The following is a 20,150-nucleotide window of genomic DNA, read 5'->3' on the forward strand; positions in this document are numbered from 1 at the left end:
ACCTACGATGGCCGCTGTCCAATCTGTGCGAAGCGGAATTACGGCGCTGCCAGAGCAGCGCCTGATCATCGAGATCGGCGGCCTTGAGAAGAGGTTCGCGACGCACTCCGGCGAAATCGTCAACGCGCTCACGAACGTCGACCTGAACATTCGCGAAAACGAATTTGTTTCGGTCGTCGGCCCGAGCGGTTGCGGCAAGACGACGTTGCTGCGGATCCTCGCCGGCCTCGAGCGCGCCTCGGCCGGCGTCGTGCGCTGCGACGGCACCGAGATCGCAGGGCCGCGTCCGGACGTCGGCGTGGTGTTTCAGCAGGCGACGCTGCTACCGTGGAACACGGTGCTGTCGAACGTCATGCTGCCCGCGCAGCTCAAGCACGACAAATCGCCCGAGGCGCTGGCGCAAGCCGAGCGCCTGCTGGCTTTCATGGGGCTGCAGGATTTCGCCCGGAAGTACCCGTTCGAATTGTCGGGCGGCATGCAGCAGCGGGTGGCGATCTGCCGCGCCCTGATGCGTAATCCGCGCATCCTGCTGATGGACGAGCCGTTCGGCGCGCTGGACGCGATGACTCGGGAGTCGATGAACATGGAGCTGATGCGGGTGTGGGCGGAGGAGCGCAAGACGGTCGTGTTCATCACCCACAGCATCCCGGAAGCGGTGCTGCTCGGCGACCGAGTGGTGGTGATGTCGCCGCGGCCGGGGCGGATCTCGGAGGTGATCGACATCGATCTCGGCCGTCCGCGCAGCCTGCACACCATGGCGACCCCGCGGTTCGGCGAACTGTGCGACCGCATCCGCGGGATATTCGGCGCGCAATCGATGGCGCAGACCTCGCTATGAAGCTCAGCCGCAAAACCTCACATCTGCTTCAGTCGCTGCTTGTCGCCGTGATTGTCGTTTCGGTTTGGGAGGGCTGCTGCCGACTGTTCGGCATCTCGCAATTAGTTCTGCCGCCGCCGAGCGCGATTGCCGTACGGCTGCAGTCGCTGGTGTTCGGGGGAATGATCTGGCCGCACCTTTGGGCGACGCTGTTCGAGATATTGAGCGGCTTCATGCTCGGCGTGCTTGCCGGCCTGGTCGTGGGCGCCCTGATCTCGCTGATCCCGGTGCTGGAGCGGTTGATCTATCCATATCTGGTTGCGCTCCAGACCCTGCCGAAGGTCGCAATCGCGCCGCTGTTCATCATCTGGTTCGGCTACGGGCTGACGTCCAAAGTGGTGATCACCGCGCTGGTCTGCTTCTTCCCGGTGCTGGTCAGCGTGATTGCGGGCTTCCATTCCACCGACAAGGACCAGCTCGACATGATGAAGGCGTTCGGCGCGACGAAATGGCAGACGCTGGTGCGGCTGCGGATTCCGTCGGCGCTGGTGCTGATCTTCGCAGGGCTGGAAATCGCCGCTGTGCTCGCCGTCATCGGCGCGATCGTCGGCGAGTTCGTCGGCGCGCAGGTCGGCCTCGGCTATCTGGTGGTGACGTTGAATTTCAGCCTCGATGTGGCTGGCGTGTTCGCGGTGCTGATCGTGCTGTCGGCGATCGGCCTCGCGATGCACGCGATCACCCGCTACGCCGCGCGCCGCTACATCTTCTGGATCAGGCGCAGCGACGCGCCGGTGATCCCCTGATCGTGCCGTCATCCCGCATCGGAGAGTCATCATGCCTGGCCTGAATTTCTCACGCGTCCTGATCGCCGCCGCCGCGGGCATCGCCGTCTGCATGGGGGGCGCCGGCACCGCCGCGGCTCTCGACAAGGTCCGGGTCCTGATCCCGGTGAGGAATATCGACGAGGCGTTCTCGCCCTTCGTGGTCGCCAAGGAGAAGGGCTACTTCGCCGAGGAGGGGCTGGACGTCACGCTGATCGCGGTCGGCGGTTCCAACGAATCCGCGATCCAGGTCTCCGCCGGCAATGGCGACGTCGGCGCGGCCTCGCCCGGCGAAGCGCTGGTGGGCATACAGAGCGGCAAGCTCGATGTGCGCTACTTCTACAGCCTCTATTACGAGAACATCTGGCACGTCGCGGTGCTGCCCGACAGTCCGATCAAGGCGCTCACCGATCTCAAGGGCAAGAAGCTCGGCGTGCAGTCGCTCGGCAGCGCCGGCACCACCTTCGGCAAGGCCTTCGTGCAGCAGGCGGGGCTCGATCCACAGGCGGACGTCACCTTCCTGCCGATCGGCGTCGGCGCGCAGGCGGTCACCTCGGTTCGTCAGAAGTTCGTCGACGCAGTGGTGTATTGGGACGCCGCGCTCGCCAAGTTCAGGTTCTCGGGGCTCGACCTGCGCGAGGTGCCGGCACCGGAGGGCATTCGCTCGCTGCCGGATGTCGGCCTGCTCGCCACCAGCGATACGATCGCCAAGAAGCCCAAGATGCTGACCGGCGTCGCCCGCGCGGTTGCCAAGGGATATGATTTTTCGATGGCCAATCCCAAGGCGGCGGTGCTGATCACCTGGAAGGCGTATCCGGAGGCGAAGTCGAAGAATCCGGACGCCGCAGCGGCGCTGGAGGAGGGCGTCGCCGTCAATCAGGCCCGCCTCGGCATCTGGAATTCGCCCAAGACCGAGGATCAGCATGGCCGGCTGATCGACGCCGACTGGAAGCGCCTGGTCGATTTCTTCGTCGAACAGAAGGTGCTGCCGGCGGCGGTGCCGGTCGACCGGGTTATCACCAACCAGTTCGTCAAGGACGCCAACAGTTACGATCGTCAGGCGGTGATTGCGGACGCCAAGAAGACAGACGCGTCGAAGCTCGACTGACGCGTCGACGCGCCGCGCCATCGGTCAAGGCGCGCCTTGACCAGGCTTGGCGTTTCGAGAGCACCTGCGACGTTATGCTCACGCGTCTTTCGATCCAGCCAATTGGCGCCGGATTGCGAGATCCGGCGGACTGATTGCGGTGTACTTATCCGAAGGCAGTGACGATCTGCTCCGGCCTGATCGGCGTCGCGTTGAACTCGGCCTTGAGGTGAGACAGCGCATCCGACACCGCGTTGGCGATCACCACCGGCGGCGCGATGGCGCTGCCTTCGCCCACTCCCTTGACGCCGTACGGATTCAGCGGTGACGGGTAGTGCATGTGCTTCAGCTCGAAATTCGGCACGTCGCTGGCGCCCGGCACCAGATAGTCCATGAACGAACCGACCAGCAACTGGCCTTCGGAGTCGTAGCTCAGTTCCTCGAGAAGCGCGCCGCCGAGGCCCTGCACGGCGCCGCCCTGGATCTGGCCATCGACCAGCATTGGATTTACCACCACGCCGCAATCGTGGACGATGACGTATTTCTCGATCTCGACGCGCCCGAGCTCGGCGTCGACCTCGACGATCGCGGCATGGGTCGCATAGGCCCAGGTGACGGTCGGCGGCTCGAAGTAAGCAGTCTCCTCCAGGCCGGCCGAAACGCCGTCGGGACGCCTGTTGTCCCAGCCGGGCATCGCCGCCTTGGCGATACGCGCCAGCGGAATTTCCTTGCCGGGCACGCCGAGAAGGCCTACGGCGCCATTGCGCAGCTCGAGATCGCTCGGCGAGCATTCGAGCATGTCGGCGGCGATCGCGAACACCTTCTTCTGCAGCGTTTCGCTGGCTTTGTGGATGGCACCCGACAAATTCACCGTGCTGCGGCTCGCGATGGTGCCGAAGCCGATCGATATCACGCTGGTGTCGGCCAATGCGACGACGACGTCCTCGGGTTTGACCTGCCAGGCATCGGCGACGACCTGTGAGAAGATCGTCTCCATCCCCTGGCCCTGTGGGCAGGCGCCGCCGGCGAGATAGAGCTTTCCTGACGGGTCGATCCGCACGGTGGCACTCTCGAATGGGCCGACGCCGGTGCCCTCGACGTAGCAGCCGAGCCCGAGGCCGAGATAACGACCTTGCGCCAGCGCATCGCGCTGCCGCGCACGGAAGGCTTCGACGCCGCCGATCGCGGCCAGCGCCTGTCGCAGGGATTCCGGATAGTCGCCGCTGTCGTAGACGATCGGCTCGCCGTCCCGATAGGGCAGGCCGAGGTGATATGGCATCTCGGACGCCGGGATCATGTTGCGCATGCGAACCTCGGCTGGATCGAGGCCGAGTTCGGCGGCGATCAGATCCATCGCCCGCTCCATCGCGAAGGTCGCTTCGGGACGGCCGGCGCCGCGATAGGGTGCGTTCGGCACCTTGTTGGTGACGGCGATCTTGGAGCGGACCGCGAAGTGATCGAACTTGTAGGGGCCGGGCAGATGCACCGCGGTGTTGTAAGCGATGCCGGAGCCGATCGGATTCCATGCGCCGCAATCGACCACGAATGTGTCCTGGAACGCCAAGAGGCGGCCGTCATCGTCGAAGCCGAACTCGACATCGTGGACCTGGTCGCGGGAATGGCAGGCACTCATGAAGTGCTCGTGCCGATCCTCGATCCATTTCACCGGGCGGCCGACTTCGCGTGCCAAATAGGGGATCAGCAGTTCCTCCGGATAGACGTGGCCCTTGACGCCGAAGCCGCCGCCGACGTCGAGCGCAACGCAGCGGATGCGGGCTTCGGGCATGTCGAGCACGGTCGAGGCTTCGCGGCGGAGCCAATGGATGACCTGGCAGGCCGACCAGATGCTGATCGAATCGGTGCGCTCGTCGTAGGTCGCGGCAACGCCGCGGCCTTCCATCGGGATCGCGGCATAGCGATGATGATAGAAGCGGCGAGTCATGCGGCGCGGAGCCTTCGCGAGCGCCGTCGTGACGTCGCCCTTGGCGATCGCGAAGTCGCCGATCAGATTAGTGTCGTACTGCTCGTGCAGGACGGCGCTGTCCGCAGTCAGGCCCGCCTCCGGATCGACGACGGCCGGCAGCGGCTCGATCTCCATCGTCACCAGCTCGGCAGCGTCTTCGGCGAGATATCGGCTCTCCGCAAGGATGACGGCGACGGCTTCGCCGACGTGCCGAACCTTGTCGTACGCAAGCAGCGGCTGCTGCGGGTTGAGAAACGTGTGCTGGACCCGCGTCGTCCACTTCTTCGGCAAAGACAATTGCGTGTCGGGCACTGGCGGCAGCAGCTTCGCGAGGTCCGGCCCGGAGATCGCGTAGACCACGCCCGGAGACTTCTGGGCGCGCGACAGATCGACCGACTTGATGCGGCCGTGCGCCACCTGGCTGCGGACGAACGCCGCATGCAGCATCGACGGAAGCTTGAGATCGGCGATGAACTGTCCCTTGCCGGTCAACAGCCGCTTGTCTTCACGGCGCGGCACCGACTTGCCGATGAACCCGTTCGTCTCAGCCATCCGCACGCGCTCCCGTTTCAATTTCGCCGCGCATCACGGCGGCCGCTTCCATCACTGCGGTGACGATGTTCTGATAGCCGGTGCAGCGGCACAGCACCGCCGACAGCGCCTCGCGCACTTCCGGCTCGGTCGGCGACGCGTTGGTGCTGAGAAAATCGATCGCAGTGGCGAGCATGCCGGGCGTGCAGAAGCCGCACTGCAGGGCATGGTGATCGTGGAACGCCTTCTGCACCGGGTGATACACGCCCGCCTGCGCCAGCCCTTCGATCGTCACCACATCCGCGCCATGGGCCTGCGCAGCCAACATGATGCAGGATCGAACGGCTTCGCCGTCGACCAGGATCGTGCAAACGCCGCACACGCCGTGTTCGCATCCGACATGGGTGCCGGTCAGGTTCAGGTGGTCGCGCAGGAAGTCGGCCATGAGCGTGCGCGACTCGCACTGGCCCACGTGATCCTTGCCGTTGACCTTGAGGCGGACTTCGACTGATTTGGACATCGTAACTCTTTCCGCCCTGGATCAGGCGTGTTCGGACGCGACGCGTTGCAGCACGCGCCGGGTCAACACCTTGGTGAGATGCCGGCGATAGGACTCGCTGCCGTTGCGGTCGGCGCTCGGCTCGACTGCCTCACTGGCAGCCTGCGCAGCCCTCTCGATCACGGTCGCGTCGAGTGCTTGTCCTTCAAGCGATTGCTCGGCGGCGTGCAGGCGGCTCGACGCGGGCGACACACCGGCGGTCGCCAGTCGTGCGCTGTGGCAGACGCCATCCTGCATGGTCACCATCGCAGCCACGGCGGCGATAGCAAAATCGCCGCGGCGGCGCGAAAATTCCTCTACGGCGAACCGCGCATCCGGCGGCATCGCCGGCGCGCGGATGTCGATGAGGATTTCGTCTTCCGCCAGGCTGGTGGTCATCGCGTCAACAACGAACTCCGCCGCCGGGATAGTTCGTTCGCCCTGCGGCCCCGCCACACGCATCTCGGCTTCGAGCACCTGCAGCACCATCGGGATCTCGGCGGATGAATCGGCATTGGCAAGCGAGCCGCCGATCGTTCCGCGGGAGCGGGTGGGCAGATGGCCGACCATCTTGATGGCGGCGTGCAGCAGCGGCAGATCGCGCGCAATCACAGACGAAAATTCCAGCGTACGCTGCCGCGTCATCGCGCCGATGCGCACGTGGCGGCCGTCCGATTCGATGAAGGCAAGCTCGGGTATCCGGCCGAGGTCGATCAGGACGTCAGGCGCGACCAGGCGGAAGTTCATCATCGGCAGCAGCGTCTGCCCTCCGGCGAGGAGTCGCGCGTCGCTGCCGTGACGCTCCAGCAGCGCGAGCGCGTCGGCGATCGTGGTCGGGGCGTGATAATCGAAGGCCGCAGGCTTCATGCAGGTTCCAGAAAGCTTGTCGAGATTGGAGGAAGATCGTCGCGCGCGGCGAAGCGCGCTGACATGGAAGCAACGCGCGCTCCGGCGGCCCGGTGTGCTGCGGGATCAGTGTCCCTTCTTGGCGCGCTGCGAAACGTGCCAGGGCAGCATCCAACGCTCGATCCATTCGATGGCGAAGAACATGATGGTGCCGAGAATGCCCAGCACCACAATCGCCGCGAAGGCCCGCGTGCTATTGAAGGTCGCCTGGCTGGTGAGGATGACGTAGCCGAGGCCCTGCTCGCCGGCGACGAATTCGCCGACGATAGCGCCGATCAAGGCGAAGGACACGCCGATCTTGGCGCCCGCGAACAGGCTCGGCAACGCGTTGGGGAAGCGGACCTTCATCATGATGTCGAGCCGCGAGGCCCGAGCCGATCGCGCCAGGTCGATCATGTCGTTGTCGATCGCCCGAAGGCCGACGGTGGTGTTGATCACGATCGGGAAGATGGCGATGATCGCCGCAATCGCGATCTTCGGCGCTCCACCGGTGCCCAGCCAGATCACAAACAGCGGCGCCAGCGCGACTTTCGGGATCGAGTTGGTCGCCACCAGCAGAGTGTAAAAGGTGCGATCAATGAAGCTCGACGACACGATGGCGATCGCAGCCAGCACGCCGCCGACCAGCGCGATCATGAAGCCGGCGGTGGTGACATAGAGCGTGTAGAGCGACTGCCGCCCGAAGAACGCCGGGTTGGCGAAGATATCGGCGATCACGATCGACGGCGCGGGCAGCAGGAAGGCGCGGATGCCGAACAGGTGCACCGACAGCTCCCAGATCGCAGTCAGCGCCGCCAGCACTACGATGATGGTGCGCGCGTGCTCGGTTTTCCGCCAATAGCTCACCGCGTTACTCAGCTTTGACGAGCCCCATCGACGCGAAGAGATGACGGATGTGCTGGACATATTTGCCGAAGTCCTCGGTTTGACGAATGCTGAGCGGGCGGGGCCGGGGGATATCGATGTCGACGATCTCGGCGATGCGGCCGGGATTGCGCGCCATCACCACGACGCGGTCGCCGAGATACACGGCTTCGTCGATCCCGTGGGTGATGAAGACGACCGTCTTCCGCGTCTCGTGCCAAAGCCGTTCGAGTTCCGCGTTCAGGTCGTCGCGTGTCATGGCGTCGAGCGCGCCGAACGGTTCGTCCATCAGCAGCAGATCCGGATCGACGATCAGCGCGCGGCAGATGGCGACGCGCTGGCGCATGCCGCCCGACAACTCCCAGGGAAAACGGTTGGCGTAGCCATCGAGACCGTATTCGCGGAGCAGCTTGTGCGCGCGCTCCTGATAGTCCTTGCGGCGAAGTCCCTTGAACTCCACCAGCATCAGCACGTTATCGAGCACGGTGCGCCAATCGAACAGGACGTCGCGCTGAAACACGATCGCCATGTTCTCCGGCGGAGCATTGACCGGCTGGTTGCGGATCTTGATCGAACCAGCGCTGATCGGCTGCAGGCCGGCGATGCATTTCAACAGCGTGCTCTTGCCGCAGCCCGACGGACCGACGATGCTGATGAACTCGCCGGGCGCGATGTCGAGATTGATGTCTTTCAGCGCTGCGATCGGACTTTCGGCACCGTAGCTCTTGTCGACGCCGCTGATCGAGATCGAGGCGGAGCCGAGGGATGCGGCCTGCGGCTCGATCGAGCGGGCGCCGGCGGACAGTGCCGTCATGCGCCGACCAGATCGTTGGTGAAGAAGCCCGAGATGTCGGCGTCGGCCTTGGCCTGGCCAGCCTCCGCCATCATCGCGATGGTGGCCTTCCAATCGTCCGGAGACTGCCAGCCGAGCGGTTTGCCTTTGGTGTTCTCGGTGTCGACGAATTCCTTGCAGAGCGCGGTCTGGCCTTTGAGGATGTCGAAATTCAGCTGCTTGTCCGGGCGATTGGCCATGATGGCGCGTGCGCCTTCGTCGATGTGGGACGGCTCCGCGAAGATGTACTCCCACGAGCGACGCTGATTGGCGACCAATTTGGCGAGCAGATCCTTGCGCTTTGCGAGCGTGGCATCCGTGGCGATCAGGCCGTAGCTCGGGAACGCGATGCCGACATCGGCGGCCAGCAGGGAGCGGGCCGGCCGCGCCTGCTCGACATAGGGTTCGCCGAACTCCTTGAGCGACATGAAGCCATCCGCGGCGCCCGATGCATAGGTGGAAACCATCGCGGCCGGCGACACCATCACCACATTGACCTTGTCCGGCCCTTCGCCGCGCGCGAGCCCGATGCGCTTCAAGTACACGTCGACGAACGGCGCCCAGGGGCTGTTGGCGAAGCAGACGATCTTCTTGCCGGCGAGTTCCTTCGGTGTCTTGGGCCCGGTCTTGGCGTCCACCATCGTGGCGAGATCGCCCTTGCGCAGGAAGCCGGCAAACGACGTCACCGGCAGTCCCTGCGACCGCGCGATCGCCAGCATCCCGAGCTGAACCAGCCCGACATCGACATTGCCGGCGGCGACCAGATTGATGGTGTTGAGCGTGCCGGTTCCGTCCTGGAGGTCGATATTCAGGCCGTCGTCCTTGAACCAGCCTTTTGCTTTCGACAAATGCAGCGCCGAGTGAACGCCCCATGGCGCGAAATCGACCCGAACCGACAGAGGCTCTTCGGCCAAGGCCCGCCCACTACGCAGCACGAACGGAGCCGCGAGGGCGCCTCCCAGCAGGGCGCGGCGCGACAGGCCCGGCGCGATTGATCCCATCTTGGCTGGCACGGCTTGCTCCCCCATCGCTTTGCTTGGTGACTTCACGGACTTCGAGATTGTCATCGGTTCACCTTGTCTCCATCCTATGGCTTGACTGTCTAGTTAGTCAACATATGAGGAAATCCCTCAGCAACAATCGTGCCAGCGGCGAGCCGTGCTGCGCCGCGCTGTCACGCTGCCGCGGACGCAGTGCCGTTGTTCATCCTGCGCGCGATGTCCTGCACCGCGATGTAGGCGAACACGATCGCCGGTCCCAAGGTGATGCCGGGGCCGGGATAGTTTCCGCCCATCACCGAATGCATGTCGTTGCCGCAGGCGTAGAGCCGTTCGATGCGGCTGCCATCGTGACGCAGGACGCAGGCGCTTTCGTCGGTCACAAAGCCCGTCGCGGCGCCGATATCACCAGGGAACAGGCGCACTGCATAGAACGGCGCGGTGTCCACTGCGCCGAGGCATGGGTTCGGTCCATGGCTCATATCACCTGCGGTGATACGTTGATAATCGGTCGAGCCGCGGCCGAAGTCCTGATCGATTCCGGTGCGGGCAAATTCGTTGAAGCGCTGAACCGTCGCGGTGAGTTCGGCGGGCGCAATGCCCAATTTGGCGGCAAGCTCGGCGAGAGATTCGGCACGCGTCAAATAGCCATCCCTGATGAAAGGCCCGCGTCCCCAGCGGCCGGGCCGCGCCATGCCGAGACCATACTTGCGAAGCGCGGTCTCGTCGGCGATCAGATAGGCGGGAATGGATGGTGAGATCGCGTTGGCGTCGAGCATCCCCTGGGTGAAGGGATGATAAGACAACGCCTCGTTGACGAAGCGGCGACCGCTCTGGTTGACGGTGATCGTCCCCGGCCGGCCGCGGTCGAAGATGAAGTGAGGGAACACCGCGGTCTCGCCATTGCGGCGCCGGCGCACAGACACCGGCGCCCAGAACGCACTGTCGCGGCCGTCCGCGCCGTAACGGGCGCCGATTCCCGAAAGCAATTCGTGCAACTGACCGGTGTGGCCCTGCGCCCCGGGACAGTACTGTGCGACGGGCTGCCGCAGCAGTTCCGCGCGAAGGCGTGGGTGCCGATTGAAGCCGCCGGTGGCGCTGACGAGGCCGCCGCGACAAACGAGCGTTCGCGTAACGCCGTCTTGTTCGATGGTCAGCTGCGAAGGACTGCCGTCGCGCAAGTCGATCGCCTTGACCGAGGCATTCAACAGCATCGGCACGCCGCGCTCCCGCAGCGACAGCAGCAGCCGCGCCGTGAGCGCATTGCCCATCATCAGCCGAGTGCCGCGACGATGCGACAGTCGGTCGAGCGCATGACGGGCGAGCAGGCCGGCAGAATGCCGGAAAGCCCGCCAGGAGCGCCCGGCTGAAAGGAAGTTCAGCACGTCCTCCTGATTGACCATCATGCCTCCGAGCACCGTGAATTCAGGAATGGGCTCGCGAACAAGATCGAACAGATCGCCGAGTTCGCGGCCGTCGAACGGCATCGCCTCGAGGACGCGGCCCTTCAGTGTGGCGCCGGGCAGGTCGCTGTTGTAGTCGGGATGCAGCTTTCGGGCGCGAAAGCGCACGTGGGAATGCTGCTCCAGATCGGCGACCGCCTTCGGTCCATTGGCCAGGAAAGCCAGCCGCATCGATTCGGGAGACTCGTTGCCGACGGAGTGCCGTAGATACAAAGCCGCCTTGTCGATGCTGTCGTCTGCACCGACCAGAGCCGCGTGATGCGTATTGGGGATCCAGGCGCTGCCGGCCGAATAGGCGCTCGTGCCGCCGACCCGGTCGGTATGCTCGACCAGCAGGGGCTTCAGCCCGGCGATCGCGGCGAACAAGGCGGCCGACAAGCCTGCCGCGCCCGCCCCAATGACGATGACGTCGAATGAACCACTCTCGATATCGCCGAGCTGATGATCTGTTCTCACTGTCGCTTCGGTCCGATTCACAAACGCACCTGCCAGGTTTCTGTTGAACGGACATTCAACATCAGGCGTCGCTTGATGACAACAAGCCAGAACGCATCCGTTCAGCCGTTCGGAGGAAACGGTAGCAAGAATGACTTCCGATCGAGGCGTCCAACGGGCGCTGCGCACGATGCCGCCAGCCAGCGCCTTTCCGACTAATCGATCAATGCTCAACAACTACTTTCAGAATTGCCCGTGAGCCTGTCGCGCAGAGAATGGGGCGAAGCTGATGTCCGGATCGGCGGGCATCGGAAGACCGGTGTAGTCGGGAACGATCTTCCGCTTTTCGGCAGCGATGAAGATCGGTGATCACGCCACCGCGGTATGAACCCGGATACAAATCGCATCGCAACTCATCCCGTCAGACACGGGCCACTCTTGCATGGCGTGGCTGGCAACGAACGATCCGTCCACGGACGAACCGGCGGTTGAAGAATCGAGGCGAGGCCAGCGCGTCCTTTTCAACGAGGCGATCCCGCGGAGCCGAATGAGGTGAGACCGACTACTTCGGCTCCCCAACAACGATTGCAGGATCAATATCGGAGCTTGCGGTCTCCGCGGCCGGACAAGCATCTGCGATGACATCGTGGCCGGCGCAAATCGCTCAGTCTGCTCACGCGACGCGTCATGGTCGGGCCTTCCGGTCGGACTCGGTCTGAAGAGCCCGGCGAAGCCAAGGCATCCCGAAAGATACGCGTGAGAGGCCCGAAGCAACGCGCGCTCGTCGCGCCGACAGGCCCGCATCGCCTGCTTGAGGGCATCGAGGCGCGGTTCACGCGTGCGGTCTAGCACGCCGACCTATGGTCGCCGAGGCGGGGCTTGCGGCTGTCGAAGCTGTCAGTCAGGCGATTGGATCTGGCTGGGGAACCTGGATTCGAACCAAGACAAACAGAGTCAGAGTCTGTTGTGCTACCGTTACACCATTCCCCACCGAAAATGCCGGCGTAGCCAGTCATTTAGGGTCGAGCCGGGGGCGGACCCAATTGGTCGGCCCGGCGGCTCGGATGGCGCGACTTCTAGCGGGGTCGGGCCGGTCCTGCAAGGGGCTTGCTGACATTGATGACAGGCGATCGACCCTGCCGCGGCCCTCACTCCGCCGCCTGCTTCACCTCGCCGTGCGGCACGCGGGCCTCCTCCGGCCGTCGGCCGCGGCCCCAGGCCGTCAGGGCGTTGGAGAGGCGGTCGAGATAGAGATAGACCACCGGGGTGGTGAACAGCGTCAGCGCCTGGCTGACGGCGAGGCCGCCGACCATGGCGTAGCCGAGCGGCTGGCGGATTTCCGAGCCGGTGCCGGTGCCGAGCATCAGCGGCACGCCGCCGAGCAGCGCCGCCATCGTGGTCATCATGATCGGGCGGAAGCGCAGCAGCGCCGCCTTGCGGATCGCCTGCTCCGGGTCGAGATGCTCGTCGCGCTCCGCCGCGATGGCGAAGTCGACCAGCATGATGCCGTTCTTCTTGACGATGCCGATCAGCAGGATGACGCCGATCAGCGCGATCAGGCTGAAGTCGAAGCCGAACAGCATCAGGATTGCCAGCGCGCCGACGCCGGCGGAGGGCAGGGTGGAGAGAATCGTCAGCGGGTGGATGTAGCTCTCGTAGAGAATGCCGAGGATCAGATAGACCACCACCAGCGCGGCGAGGATGAGCAGCGGCACGGTGCCGAGTGATTGCTGGAACGCCTGCGCGGTGCCCTGGAAGCTGCCGTTCAGCGTCTGCGGCGCGCCGATCTCGGCCATCGCGCGCTGGACCGCCTCGGTGGCCTGGCCGAGCGCGGCGCCCGACGCCAGGTTGAAACTGATCGTGGTGGCGGGGAACTGGCCCTGATGGGCGATCGACAGCGGCCGCACCGGCACAGTGGTCCATTTGGCGAAGGCTGACAACGGCACCGCGTCGCCAGTGGTCGGCGAGGTGATGTAGATCTTGTCCAGCGACTCGACCTTGCCCTGCAGCTCCGGCAGCACCTCCAGAATGACGTGGTAGGAGTTGGTCTGGGTGAAATACTGCGCGACCTGGCGCTGGCCGAATGCGTCGTACAGCGTGTCGTCGATCAGCTGCGGCTGTATGCCGAAGCGCGAGGCGGAGTCGCGGTTGATCGTCAGCGTCAGCGTGGTGCCTTCGGTCTGCTGGTCGCTGGCGACGTCGCGCAGCTCCGGCAGTGTCTGCAGCTTGGCCAGCACCTTCGGCGCCCACTCGTTGAGTTCGGTGAGATTGGCGTCCTGCAGGGTGTATTCGAACTGGGTGCGGGTCGGCCGGCCGCCGAGCCGGACGTCCTGCGCCGCCTGCATGAACAGCCGCGCGCCTTCGACCTGCTCGAGCTTCGGCCGCAGCCGCGCGATGATCTGCTGAGCACTGGCGGCGCGGCCGTCGCGCGGCTTCAACGTGATGTACATGCGCCCGGTGTTGAGTGCGCTGCCCGAGCCGCCGATCGCCATCGCCACGCTGGCGACGTCGGGATCGGCCTGCACGATTTTGCCGAGCGCTTCCTGGTGCGCCTTCATGTCGGCGAACGAGATGTCCTGCCCGGCCTCCGAGGACGCCGTGATCAGGCCGGTGTCCTGCTGCGGGAAGAATCCCTTCGGGATCACCATGAACAGATACACCGACAGGCCGAGCGTGGCGAAGAACACCATCAGCGTGGTCAGGCGCCAGCGCAGCACCAGGTCGAGTCCGCGCTCATAGGCGCGCAGCATCGCCTCGAAGCCGCGCTCGCTGAGCTCGTACAGCCGGCCGTGCTTCACGGCGTGTTCGTTGCGCAGGAAGCGCGATGCCATCATCGGCGTCAGGGTCAGCGACACCACCAGCGACACCACGATGGTCATCGCCAGCGTCACGGCAAATTCGCGGAACAGCCGGCCGATGATGCCGCCCATCAGCAGCAGCGGGATCAGCACCGCGATCAGCGAGATCGAAATCGACACGATGGTGAAGCCGATTTCGCCGGCGCCCTTTAGCGCCGCCGCCATCGGGGTTTCGCCTTCCTCGATGTAGCGGGTGATGTTCTCCAGCATCACGATAGCGTCGTCGACCACGAAGCCGACCGAGATCGTCAGCGCCATCAGCGACAAATTGTCGAGCGAATAGCCGGCGGCCCACATCAGAGCGCAGGCGCCGAGCAAAGCCAGCGGAACCGTGACGCTCGGGATGATGGTCGCCCAGATGTTGCGCAGGAACAGGAAGATCACCATCACCACCAGCGCGATGGTTAGCAGCAGCGTGAACTGCACGTCCTCGACCGCAGCGCGGATAGTCTGGGTGCGGTCGCTGATCACATCGATCTTGACCGCCGGCGGGATCGCCGCGACGAGGCGGGGGAGCTGCGCCTTGATTTTGTCGACGGTGTCGATGACGTTGGCGCCGGGCTGCTTGAAGATCACCAGGAATACGCCGCGCTTGCCGTTGGCCCACGCCGCCTGCTTGGCGTCCTCCGGGCCGGCGACCGCCTGGCCGATATCGCGAATGCGCAGCGGGCCGCCGTTGCGATAGGCGATGATGACGTCGTTCCAGTCCTTGGCGCGGGTCAGCTGGTCGTTGGCATAGATGGTGTAGCTGCGCTTGGCGCCGTCGAGATTGCCCTTCGGAGCATCGACGGTGGTGATGCCGATGCGGGTGCGGACGTCCTCGAGCGACAGTCCCTTGGCGACCAGCTTGGCGGGATCGACCTGGACGCGGATGGCCGGCTTCTGCTGGCCGCCGATCAGCACCTGGGCGACGCCGGTGATCTGGCTGATCTGCTGGGCGAGCTGGGCGTCGACCGCGTCGCTGACCTCGATCAGCGGCAGCGTGTCGGAGGTCGCCGACAGCAGCAGGATCGGCGAGTCCGCCGGGTTGACCTTGCGATACGTCGGCGGGTTCGGCAGCGTCTTCGGCAACTGGCCGCCGGCCGCATTGATGGCCGCCTGCACGTCATTGGCGGCACCGTCGATGGCGCGGCTGAGGTCGAACTGGATGGTCACCGCGGTCGAGCCGAGCGAACTGCTCGAGGTCAGCTGTGCGACGCCGGGAATTTGCGCGAACTGCCGCTCCAGCGGCTGGGCCACCGAGGACGCCATCGTCTCCGGGCTGGCACCGGGCAAAGTGGCGGAGACCTGGATGGTCGGGAAGTCGACCTGCGGCAGCGGCGCCACCGGCAGCATCGGATAGGCGACCAGGCCGACGAACAGGATGCCGGCCATCAGCAGCGAGGTGGCGATCGGATAGCGGATGAACGGGGAGGAGATGCCGCCTTCCATGTCAGCGAGCTCCGGCGACGGTTGATCCGGTGGTCGGCCCGCCGTGCGGCTGACCGTCGGCGACCTTGAACGCCACCGTGGAGCCCGGCTTGACCTTATATTGGCCGCCGACGATGACGCGGTCGCCGGGCTCGAGCCCGGCGGTGATCACCGTGTTGCGGTCGTTGGCCGGGCCGACCTCGAGCTTGCGGACCTGCGCCTTGTTGTCGGCATCGACCGCATAGGCATACAGCCCATCGGGGCCGTGCTGGATCGCCTCGTTCGGCGCCACCACCACGTCGTCCAAGGTCTTCACCAGGAGTTCAGTGGATACAGCCAGGCCCGGCCACAGCGCGTGGTCCTTGTTGTCGAACACCGCCTTCAGCCGCACCGTGCCGCTGTTGGAATCGACCTGGTTGTTGACAACCGACAGCACGCCCTCCGATAGCCGCGTCTTGCCGTCGGTCGATAGCGCGATCACCCGCAGCGGCTGCGCCGCCTGCGCCTTGTTGATGTCGGAGACGCGTTCCTCCGGGGCGGTGAAGATCACCGCGATCGGCTCGATCTGGGCGATGGTGACGATGCCGGTCTGGGTCGCGGCGTTGACGATGTTGCCCTTGTCGACCTGGCGGATGCCGGTGACGCCCGAGATCGGGGCCCGAACGCTGGCGTAATCGAGCTGGGTCTGGGCATTGGCGATGGCGGCCTCGTCGGCCGCGATCTGAGCGGTGAGCTGCTGCACGGTGGAGCGCTGGGTGTCGGTCTGCTGCTTGGTAGCGAACTCGCCGAGCCGCACCGAGCGGCTGAGGTCGAGCTGGGCGTTGGCCAGATTGGCCTGGTCCTGCGCTTTCTTTGCCTTGGCCTGATCGAGCGTGGCCTGGAACGGACGGGGGTCGATCTGGGCGATCAGGTCGCCGGCCTGGACGATCTGGCCTTCCTTGAACGCGATCTGGTCGACCTGGCCATCGACCCGGGTTCGCACCACCACGGTGTTGAAGCCCTGCACCGTCCCGAGGCTGGTGAGATAGACCGGGAACGAGGCCTTCTGGACCGTTGCTACCGTCACCGGCACGGCCGGTCCCTGACCGGCCTTGCTGCTGTCCTTGCCGGTTTTGGAACTGGCCGACTGCTGGCTGGGCTGAGTATGGTAGTGCTGCCAGGCCCAGGTACCGGCGCCGACAGTTCCGAGCAGGGCGACACCGGTCAAAGCCCGGCGGAGGGCGTGGGAAGAGCTCATCGACGATCCGTTGCGTTCGCTGCCGGATTTCACACGGGCATACGCCGTCCAGCCTGTTGCGGCGATCAGAGCAGTCTTTTGGACCTAAACAGCGGTCCCGGCAGTGTAAACACACTTGCGCGCGAAACCGCCTCACATTGCCAAAGCTTCATGAACAGCCGACAAAACGCAGGGCGCCAGCGCTTTGTTGCATATGACGAGGGTAAACAAACCCGCGCTTCGGCGCGTGCCTGATCGGGCGTCAGGTGCTGGAGACGAGCACATCGCAAGGTGCTTCGTCGTATTTTCAATGGCGTCTTGCCGAACGCTCCCTGCCCGAAATCTCGCTATGTCAGTGCCCCGCCCCATGCCAGAGGCGTGGAGAGGCAGGACAAGCGGCCGGTAGACCAAATAGCTAGTTGAGAACTGTTCCAATTGTCAGCAAGCCGGCTGTCGGTCATATCCGGTCGCGCCCGGTCGCGTCGGACCGGCATGATCCGGAGAGGGGAATGGAAGAACTGAACGGGCGGATGATTGCCTGCCAGATCCTGATCACCGGGCTGATCGCGCGTGTGGCCAACGATCAGGCCGATCCGCTGCGCTTCCTTAGTGAATTTCGCGACGAGATCCGCGCGGTGGTGAGCGGGATCAGGATCGCCGGCGCGCTGGACAGCGAGCGCGTGCGTCTGACGGCGCAGCAGACCGTCGATGAGTTGTTCTCGTTGATGAAGCCGCCGAGCACGGCGGAGGATTGAGCGTGGGCGGCTGGCTGGTACTATCCAAGTACCACATCGCTGCGCGCAAAAACTCCGCAATTGCTCAGCATCGCGGCAAATTCTGCGGGATGCGGAGATCAGCTCCGGATGTTTCCGGAGGCGTTAGTTTAGAACCGTTTTGATCTTGAACGATTCCAGCGCGACAAAGCCGCGCGCGCGTTGACTCTCTATTTTGCGGCCGATACCACTGAAACCTGCAGGTAATTAGCAACTGCACTTTTCGGAGGCATCATGATGGTTGGGGCGGGTATCAGCGGGGTGAAGACGCCAAGGTCGTTGCGAACTGAGGCGTCAATCCGGACTTTCAATGACGAGTTCGACAGTCACTATGGCCGCAAGGTTTCGGCGGTTGCCGGCATGATTGCGGTGGCGTCGATCGGCGGCGCCGAGGCGCAGCAATCGAGCCTGCCTGCGGTGACGGTCGACGCCCCGGTGGCGCGGCCGCGGCCCGCTGCAGCGAAGCCGACGCCCGATCAGGTGCGCGCCCGCAACGCACTGCGCCGCGCCGCTCGCCGGACACAACCCGCGCAGGTTGCGCCGGTGCCTTTTCCGAACGCCGGCGCGCTGTCGGCCGATGCCAACCCTTATGCGGACGCTGCGGCGCCCTACAAGGTGGACCGGCTGTCCGGCGGCAAGTTCACCGAGCCGCTGCTCAACACGCCGCGCACCGTGACGGTGCTGAGCAAGGAAGTGCTTGAGGACAAGAACGCCACCTCGCTGCGCGACGTGGCGCGCTCGACCGCCGGCGTCACGCTCGGCACCGGCGAGGGCGGCAACGCGTTCGGCGACCGCTTCTTCATCCGCGGCTTCGACGCGCGCAACGACGTCTTCATCGACGGCATCCGCGATCCCGCGGTGTCGATCCGCGAAAACTTCTTCACCGAGCAGATCGAGATCCTGCGCGGCCCGGCCTCGACCATGGCGGGGCGCGGCACCGCCGGCGGCGCCATCAATATCGTCACCAAGCAGGCGACCACCGCCGGCAATTTCACCAAGGCCGAGACCACCTTCGGCACCGACGCGACGCGGCGCGTCACCGTCGACGTCAACCAGGTCATCAACCCGACACTGGCGGTCCGGGTCGACGGTCTGTATCAGGAAGCCAATGTCGCCGGCCGCAACTACGTCAACGACGACCGCTGGGGTGCGATGGGCGCCATCAAGTGGACGCCGACCGATACTGTCAAGATCACCGCAAACTACGTTCACACCGATCTCAGCGGTCTGCCGGACTTCGGCGTGCCTTACAACACCGCGCTGCGCCGGCCCTCGACCGACATCAACGTGCCGCGGGACACCTATTACGGCTTCGTCAACCGCGACTTCCAGAAGGCGTCGCAGGATTTCGGCACGGTCATCGGCGAGTTCGAGATCACGCCCGACCTCAAGCTCAGCAATCGCACCCGTGCGGCGCATTCGGTGCTGGACTATATCGGCACGCTGCCGAGCAACCCGACCGCCACCACGGTGTCGCTGGCATCGCAGAGCCGCTATCAGACCACCGACGTGCTCGCCAACCAGACCGACCTGACCTACAAATTCGACACCGGCCCGGTGAAGCACGCGCTGATCGGCGGCGCCGAAGTGTCGCGCGAGAGCGTGATGCGCGACACCTATGCGGGGCTGACCGCGGAGCTCAACGGCTTCCAGACCGGCGGCCGCATCACCGTGCCGCTGCTGGCGCCGCCCAACGAGTTCGTCTTCGCCAACCAGCCGCGCCGCTCCTATAATCCGACCTTCATCAACGTCGACACCAAGTCCGCATATCTGATCGAGACGGCGAACTGGAACGACGTCGTCATCCTCAACGGCGGCGTGCGCTACGATGACTACGACATCACCGGCCACACCGCGACCAACGCCAGCGCCGTGCAGTCGGGGATGTGGAACTACAATCTCGGCGCGGTGGTGAAGCCGCTGCCCTATGCCAGCCTGTATGCGGCCTACGCGACGTCAACCAACCCGGTCGGCGCCGAACTCGACGCATCGGGCACCGCTTATGGCGGCCTCGTCGTCAACAACAACACCTTCCAGGCGCTGCCGCCGGAGATGAACAAGGCTGCGGAAGTCGGTACCAAATGGGAGCTGTTCGACCGGCATCTGCTGGTCACCGGCGCGCTGTTCCAGACCGAGAAGTCGAATGCCCGCGAGACCGTCGGCAGCAACATCCTGTCGACCGGCGTCTACCGCGTCCGCGGCATCGATCTCGAAGTCGCCGGCAAGATCACCGAGCGCTGGAGCGTGTTCGGCGGTCTGGTGCTGATGGAGAGCGAAGTGCTGCAGTCGGTCTATCCCAATCAGATCGGCGCCAAGCTCGCCAACATCGCGCACCAGTCGTTCAATATGCTCACCAAGTACAAGCTCGACGAGCAATGGGAAGTCGGCGGGCAGGCGGTCTACGCCTCGAAGATCTACGGCGGCACCTTCGGCGCCATCAACGGCAACGTGCTGCCCGAGCATTGGCGGTTCGACAGCTTCGTCGAATTCAAGGTCGACAAGCACATGACCGCGAAGTTGTCGGTCAACAACATCTTCAACACGACCTATTACGACGCGTTCTATCGCAGCAACTCGCCGTTCGTGTTCATCGCGCCGGGCCGTTCGGTCTGGCTGACGCTGCGCGGCGCGCTCTGAA

The 20,150-nt window shown here is 64.9% G+C and carries 14 protein-coding genes and 1 tRNA gene; 5 read left to right on the top strand and 10 right to left on the bottom strand.

Going from position 1 to position 20,150, the window contains the following annotated elements; genetic code table 11:
- The first annotated feature begins 7 nt into the window (after positions 1-7).
- Genes D4Q52_RS21055 through D4Q52_RS21065 form a run of 3 tightly spaced genes read left to right on the top strand, consistent with a single transcriptional unit; the run spans position 8 to position 2,746 of the window.
- Complete coding sequence (locus tag D4Q52_RS21055; RefSeq protein WP_119858536.1) at positions 8-838, top strand: ABC transporter ATP-binding protein; 831 nt, start codon at positions 8-10, stop codon at positions 836-838.
- The gene (locus tag D4Q52_RS21060; RefSeq protein ID WP_119858537.1) at positions 835-1,620 is read left to right on the top strand and encodes an ABC transporter permease; all 786 of its coding nucleotides are present in this window, start codon (positions 835-837) and stop codon (positions 1,618-1,620) included. Before D4Q52_RS21055 ends, D4Q52_RS21060 begins: the two co-directional genes overlap by 4 nt.
- 31 nt (positions 1,621-1,651) lie before the next feature.
- On the top strand, positions 1,652-2,746 hold the full coding sequence (locus tag D4Q52_RS21065; protein ID WP_119858538.1) for an ABC transporter substrate-binding protein: 1,095 nt from the start codon (positions 1,652-1,654) through the stop codon (positions 2,744-2,746).
- 145 nt (positions 2,747-2,891) lie between these two features.
- Here D4Q52_RS21065 and D4Q52_RS21070 read toward each other — a convergent pair whose 3' ends face one another.
- The 10 genes from D4Q52_RS21070 to D4Q52_RS21115 all read right to left on the bottom strand — a co-directional run bounded on the left by D4Q52_RS21070 (position 2,892) and on the right by D4Q52_RS21115 (position 16,760).
- Positions 2,892-5,240 (bottom strand): xanthine dehydrogenase family protein molybdopterin-binding subunit, encoded by a 2,349-nt coding sequence (locus D4Q52_RS21070; RefSeq protein ID WP_119858539.1) that lies wholly within the window; start codon positions 5,238-5,240, stop codon positions 2,892-2,894.
- Entirely contained in the window at positions 5,233-5,739 is a 507-nt protein-coding gene (locus tag D4Q52_RS21075; protein ID WP_119858540.1) for a (2Fe-2S)-binding protein, read from the bottom strand. The genes D4Q52_RS21070 and D4Q52_RS21075 overlap by 8 nt, the downstream gene beginning before the upstream one ends.
- Positions 5,740-5,760: 21 nt before the next feature.
- A complete protein-coding gene (locus D4Q52_RS21080; RefSeq protein WP_119858541.1) occupies positions 5,761-6,624 on the bottom strand; it encodes an FAD binding domain-containing protein in 864 nt (287 codons plus the stop codon).
- A 105-nt stretch (positions 6,625-6,729) separates the two neighbouring features.
- The gene (locus tag D4Q52_RS21085) at positions 6,730-7,509 is read right to left on the bottom strand and encodes an ABC transporter permease (RefSeq protein WP_119858542.1); all 780 of its coding nucleotides are present in this window, start codon (positions 7,507-7,509) and stop codon (positions 6,730-6,732) included.
- Positions 7,510-7,513: 4 nt separating this feature from the next.
- Positions 7,514-8,341 (bottom strand): ABC transporter ATP-binding protein, encoded by an 828-nt coding sequence (locus tag D4Q52_RS21090; protein ID WP_119858543.1) that lies wholly within the window; start codon positions 8,339-8,341, stop codon positions 7,514-7,516.
- Entirely contained in the window at positions 8,338-9,372 is a 1,035-nt protein-coding gene (locus D4Q52_RS21095; RefSeq protein ID WP_234831275.1) for an ABC transporter substrate-binding protein, read from the bottom strand. Before D4Q52_RS21095 ends, D4Q52_RS21090 begins: the two co-directional genes overlap by 4 nt.
- A 161-nt stretch (positions 9,373-9,533) precedes the next feature.
- Positions 9,534-11,489 carry an FAD-dependent oxidoreductase gene (locus D4Q52_RS21100; RefSeq protein ID WP_234831276.1) on the bottom strand — a complete coding sequence of 652 codons (1,956 nt, stop codon included), beginning with the start codon at positions 11,487-11,489 and terminating at the stop codon, positions 9,534-9,536.
- A 682-nt stretch (positions 11,490-12,171) separates the two neighbouring features.
- Positions 12,172-12,245: transfer RNA gene (locus D4Q52_RS21105), tRNA-Gln, on the bottom strand.
- Between the two features lie 158 nt (positions 12,246-12,403).
- The gene (locus D4Q52_RS21110) at positions 12,404-15,544 is read right to left on the bottom strand and encodes a multidrug efflux RND transporter permease subunit (RefSeq protein ID WP_119858546.1); all 3,141 of its coding nucleotides are present in this window, start codon (positions 15,542-15,544) and stop codon (positions 12,404-12,406) included.
- A 1-nt stretch (position 15,545) separates the two neighbouring features.
- Positions 15,546-16,760: an efflux RND transporter periplasmic adaptor subunit gene (locus tag D4Q52_RS21115; protein WP_119858565.1), complete on the bottom strand. Its 1,215-nt coding sequence runs from the start codon at positions 16,758-16,760 to the stop codon at positions 15,546-15,548.
- 488 nt (positions 16,761-17,248) lie between these two features.
- Between D4Q52_RS21115 and D4Q52_RS21120 the strand changes: the two genes are divergently transcribed.
- Together D4Q52_RS21120 and D4Q52_RS21125 are read left to right on the top strand one after the other, a co-directional pair.
- Complete coding sequence (locus D4Q52_RS21120; protein WP_119858547.1) at positions 17,249-17,494, top strand: hypothetical protein; 246 nt, start codon at positions 17,249-17,251, stop codon at positions 17,492-17,494.
- A 252-nt stretch (positions 17,495-17,746) separates the two neighbouring features.
- Complete coding sequence (locus D4Q52_RS21125) at positions 17,747-20,149, top strand: TonB-dependent receptor (protein ID WP_425328504.1); 2,403 nt, start codon at positions 17,747-17,749, stop codon at positions 20,147-20,149.
- The last annotated feature ends 1 nt before the right edge of the window (position 20,150 follow it).

Origin of the sequence: Rhodopseudomonas palustris, from assembly GCF_003591005.1 — a bacterium.
GTDB classification, from domain to species: domain Bacteria; phylum Pseudomonadota; class Alphaproteobacteria; order Rhizobiales; family Xanthobacteraceae; genus Rhodopseudomonas; species Rhodopseudomonas palustris_K.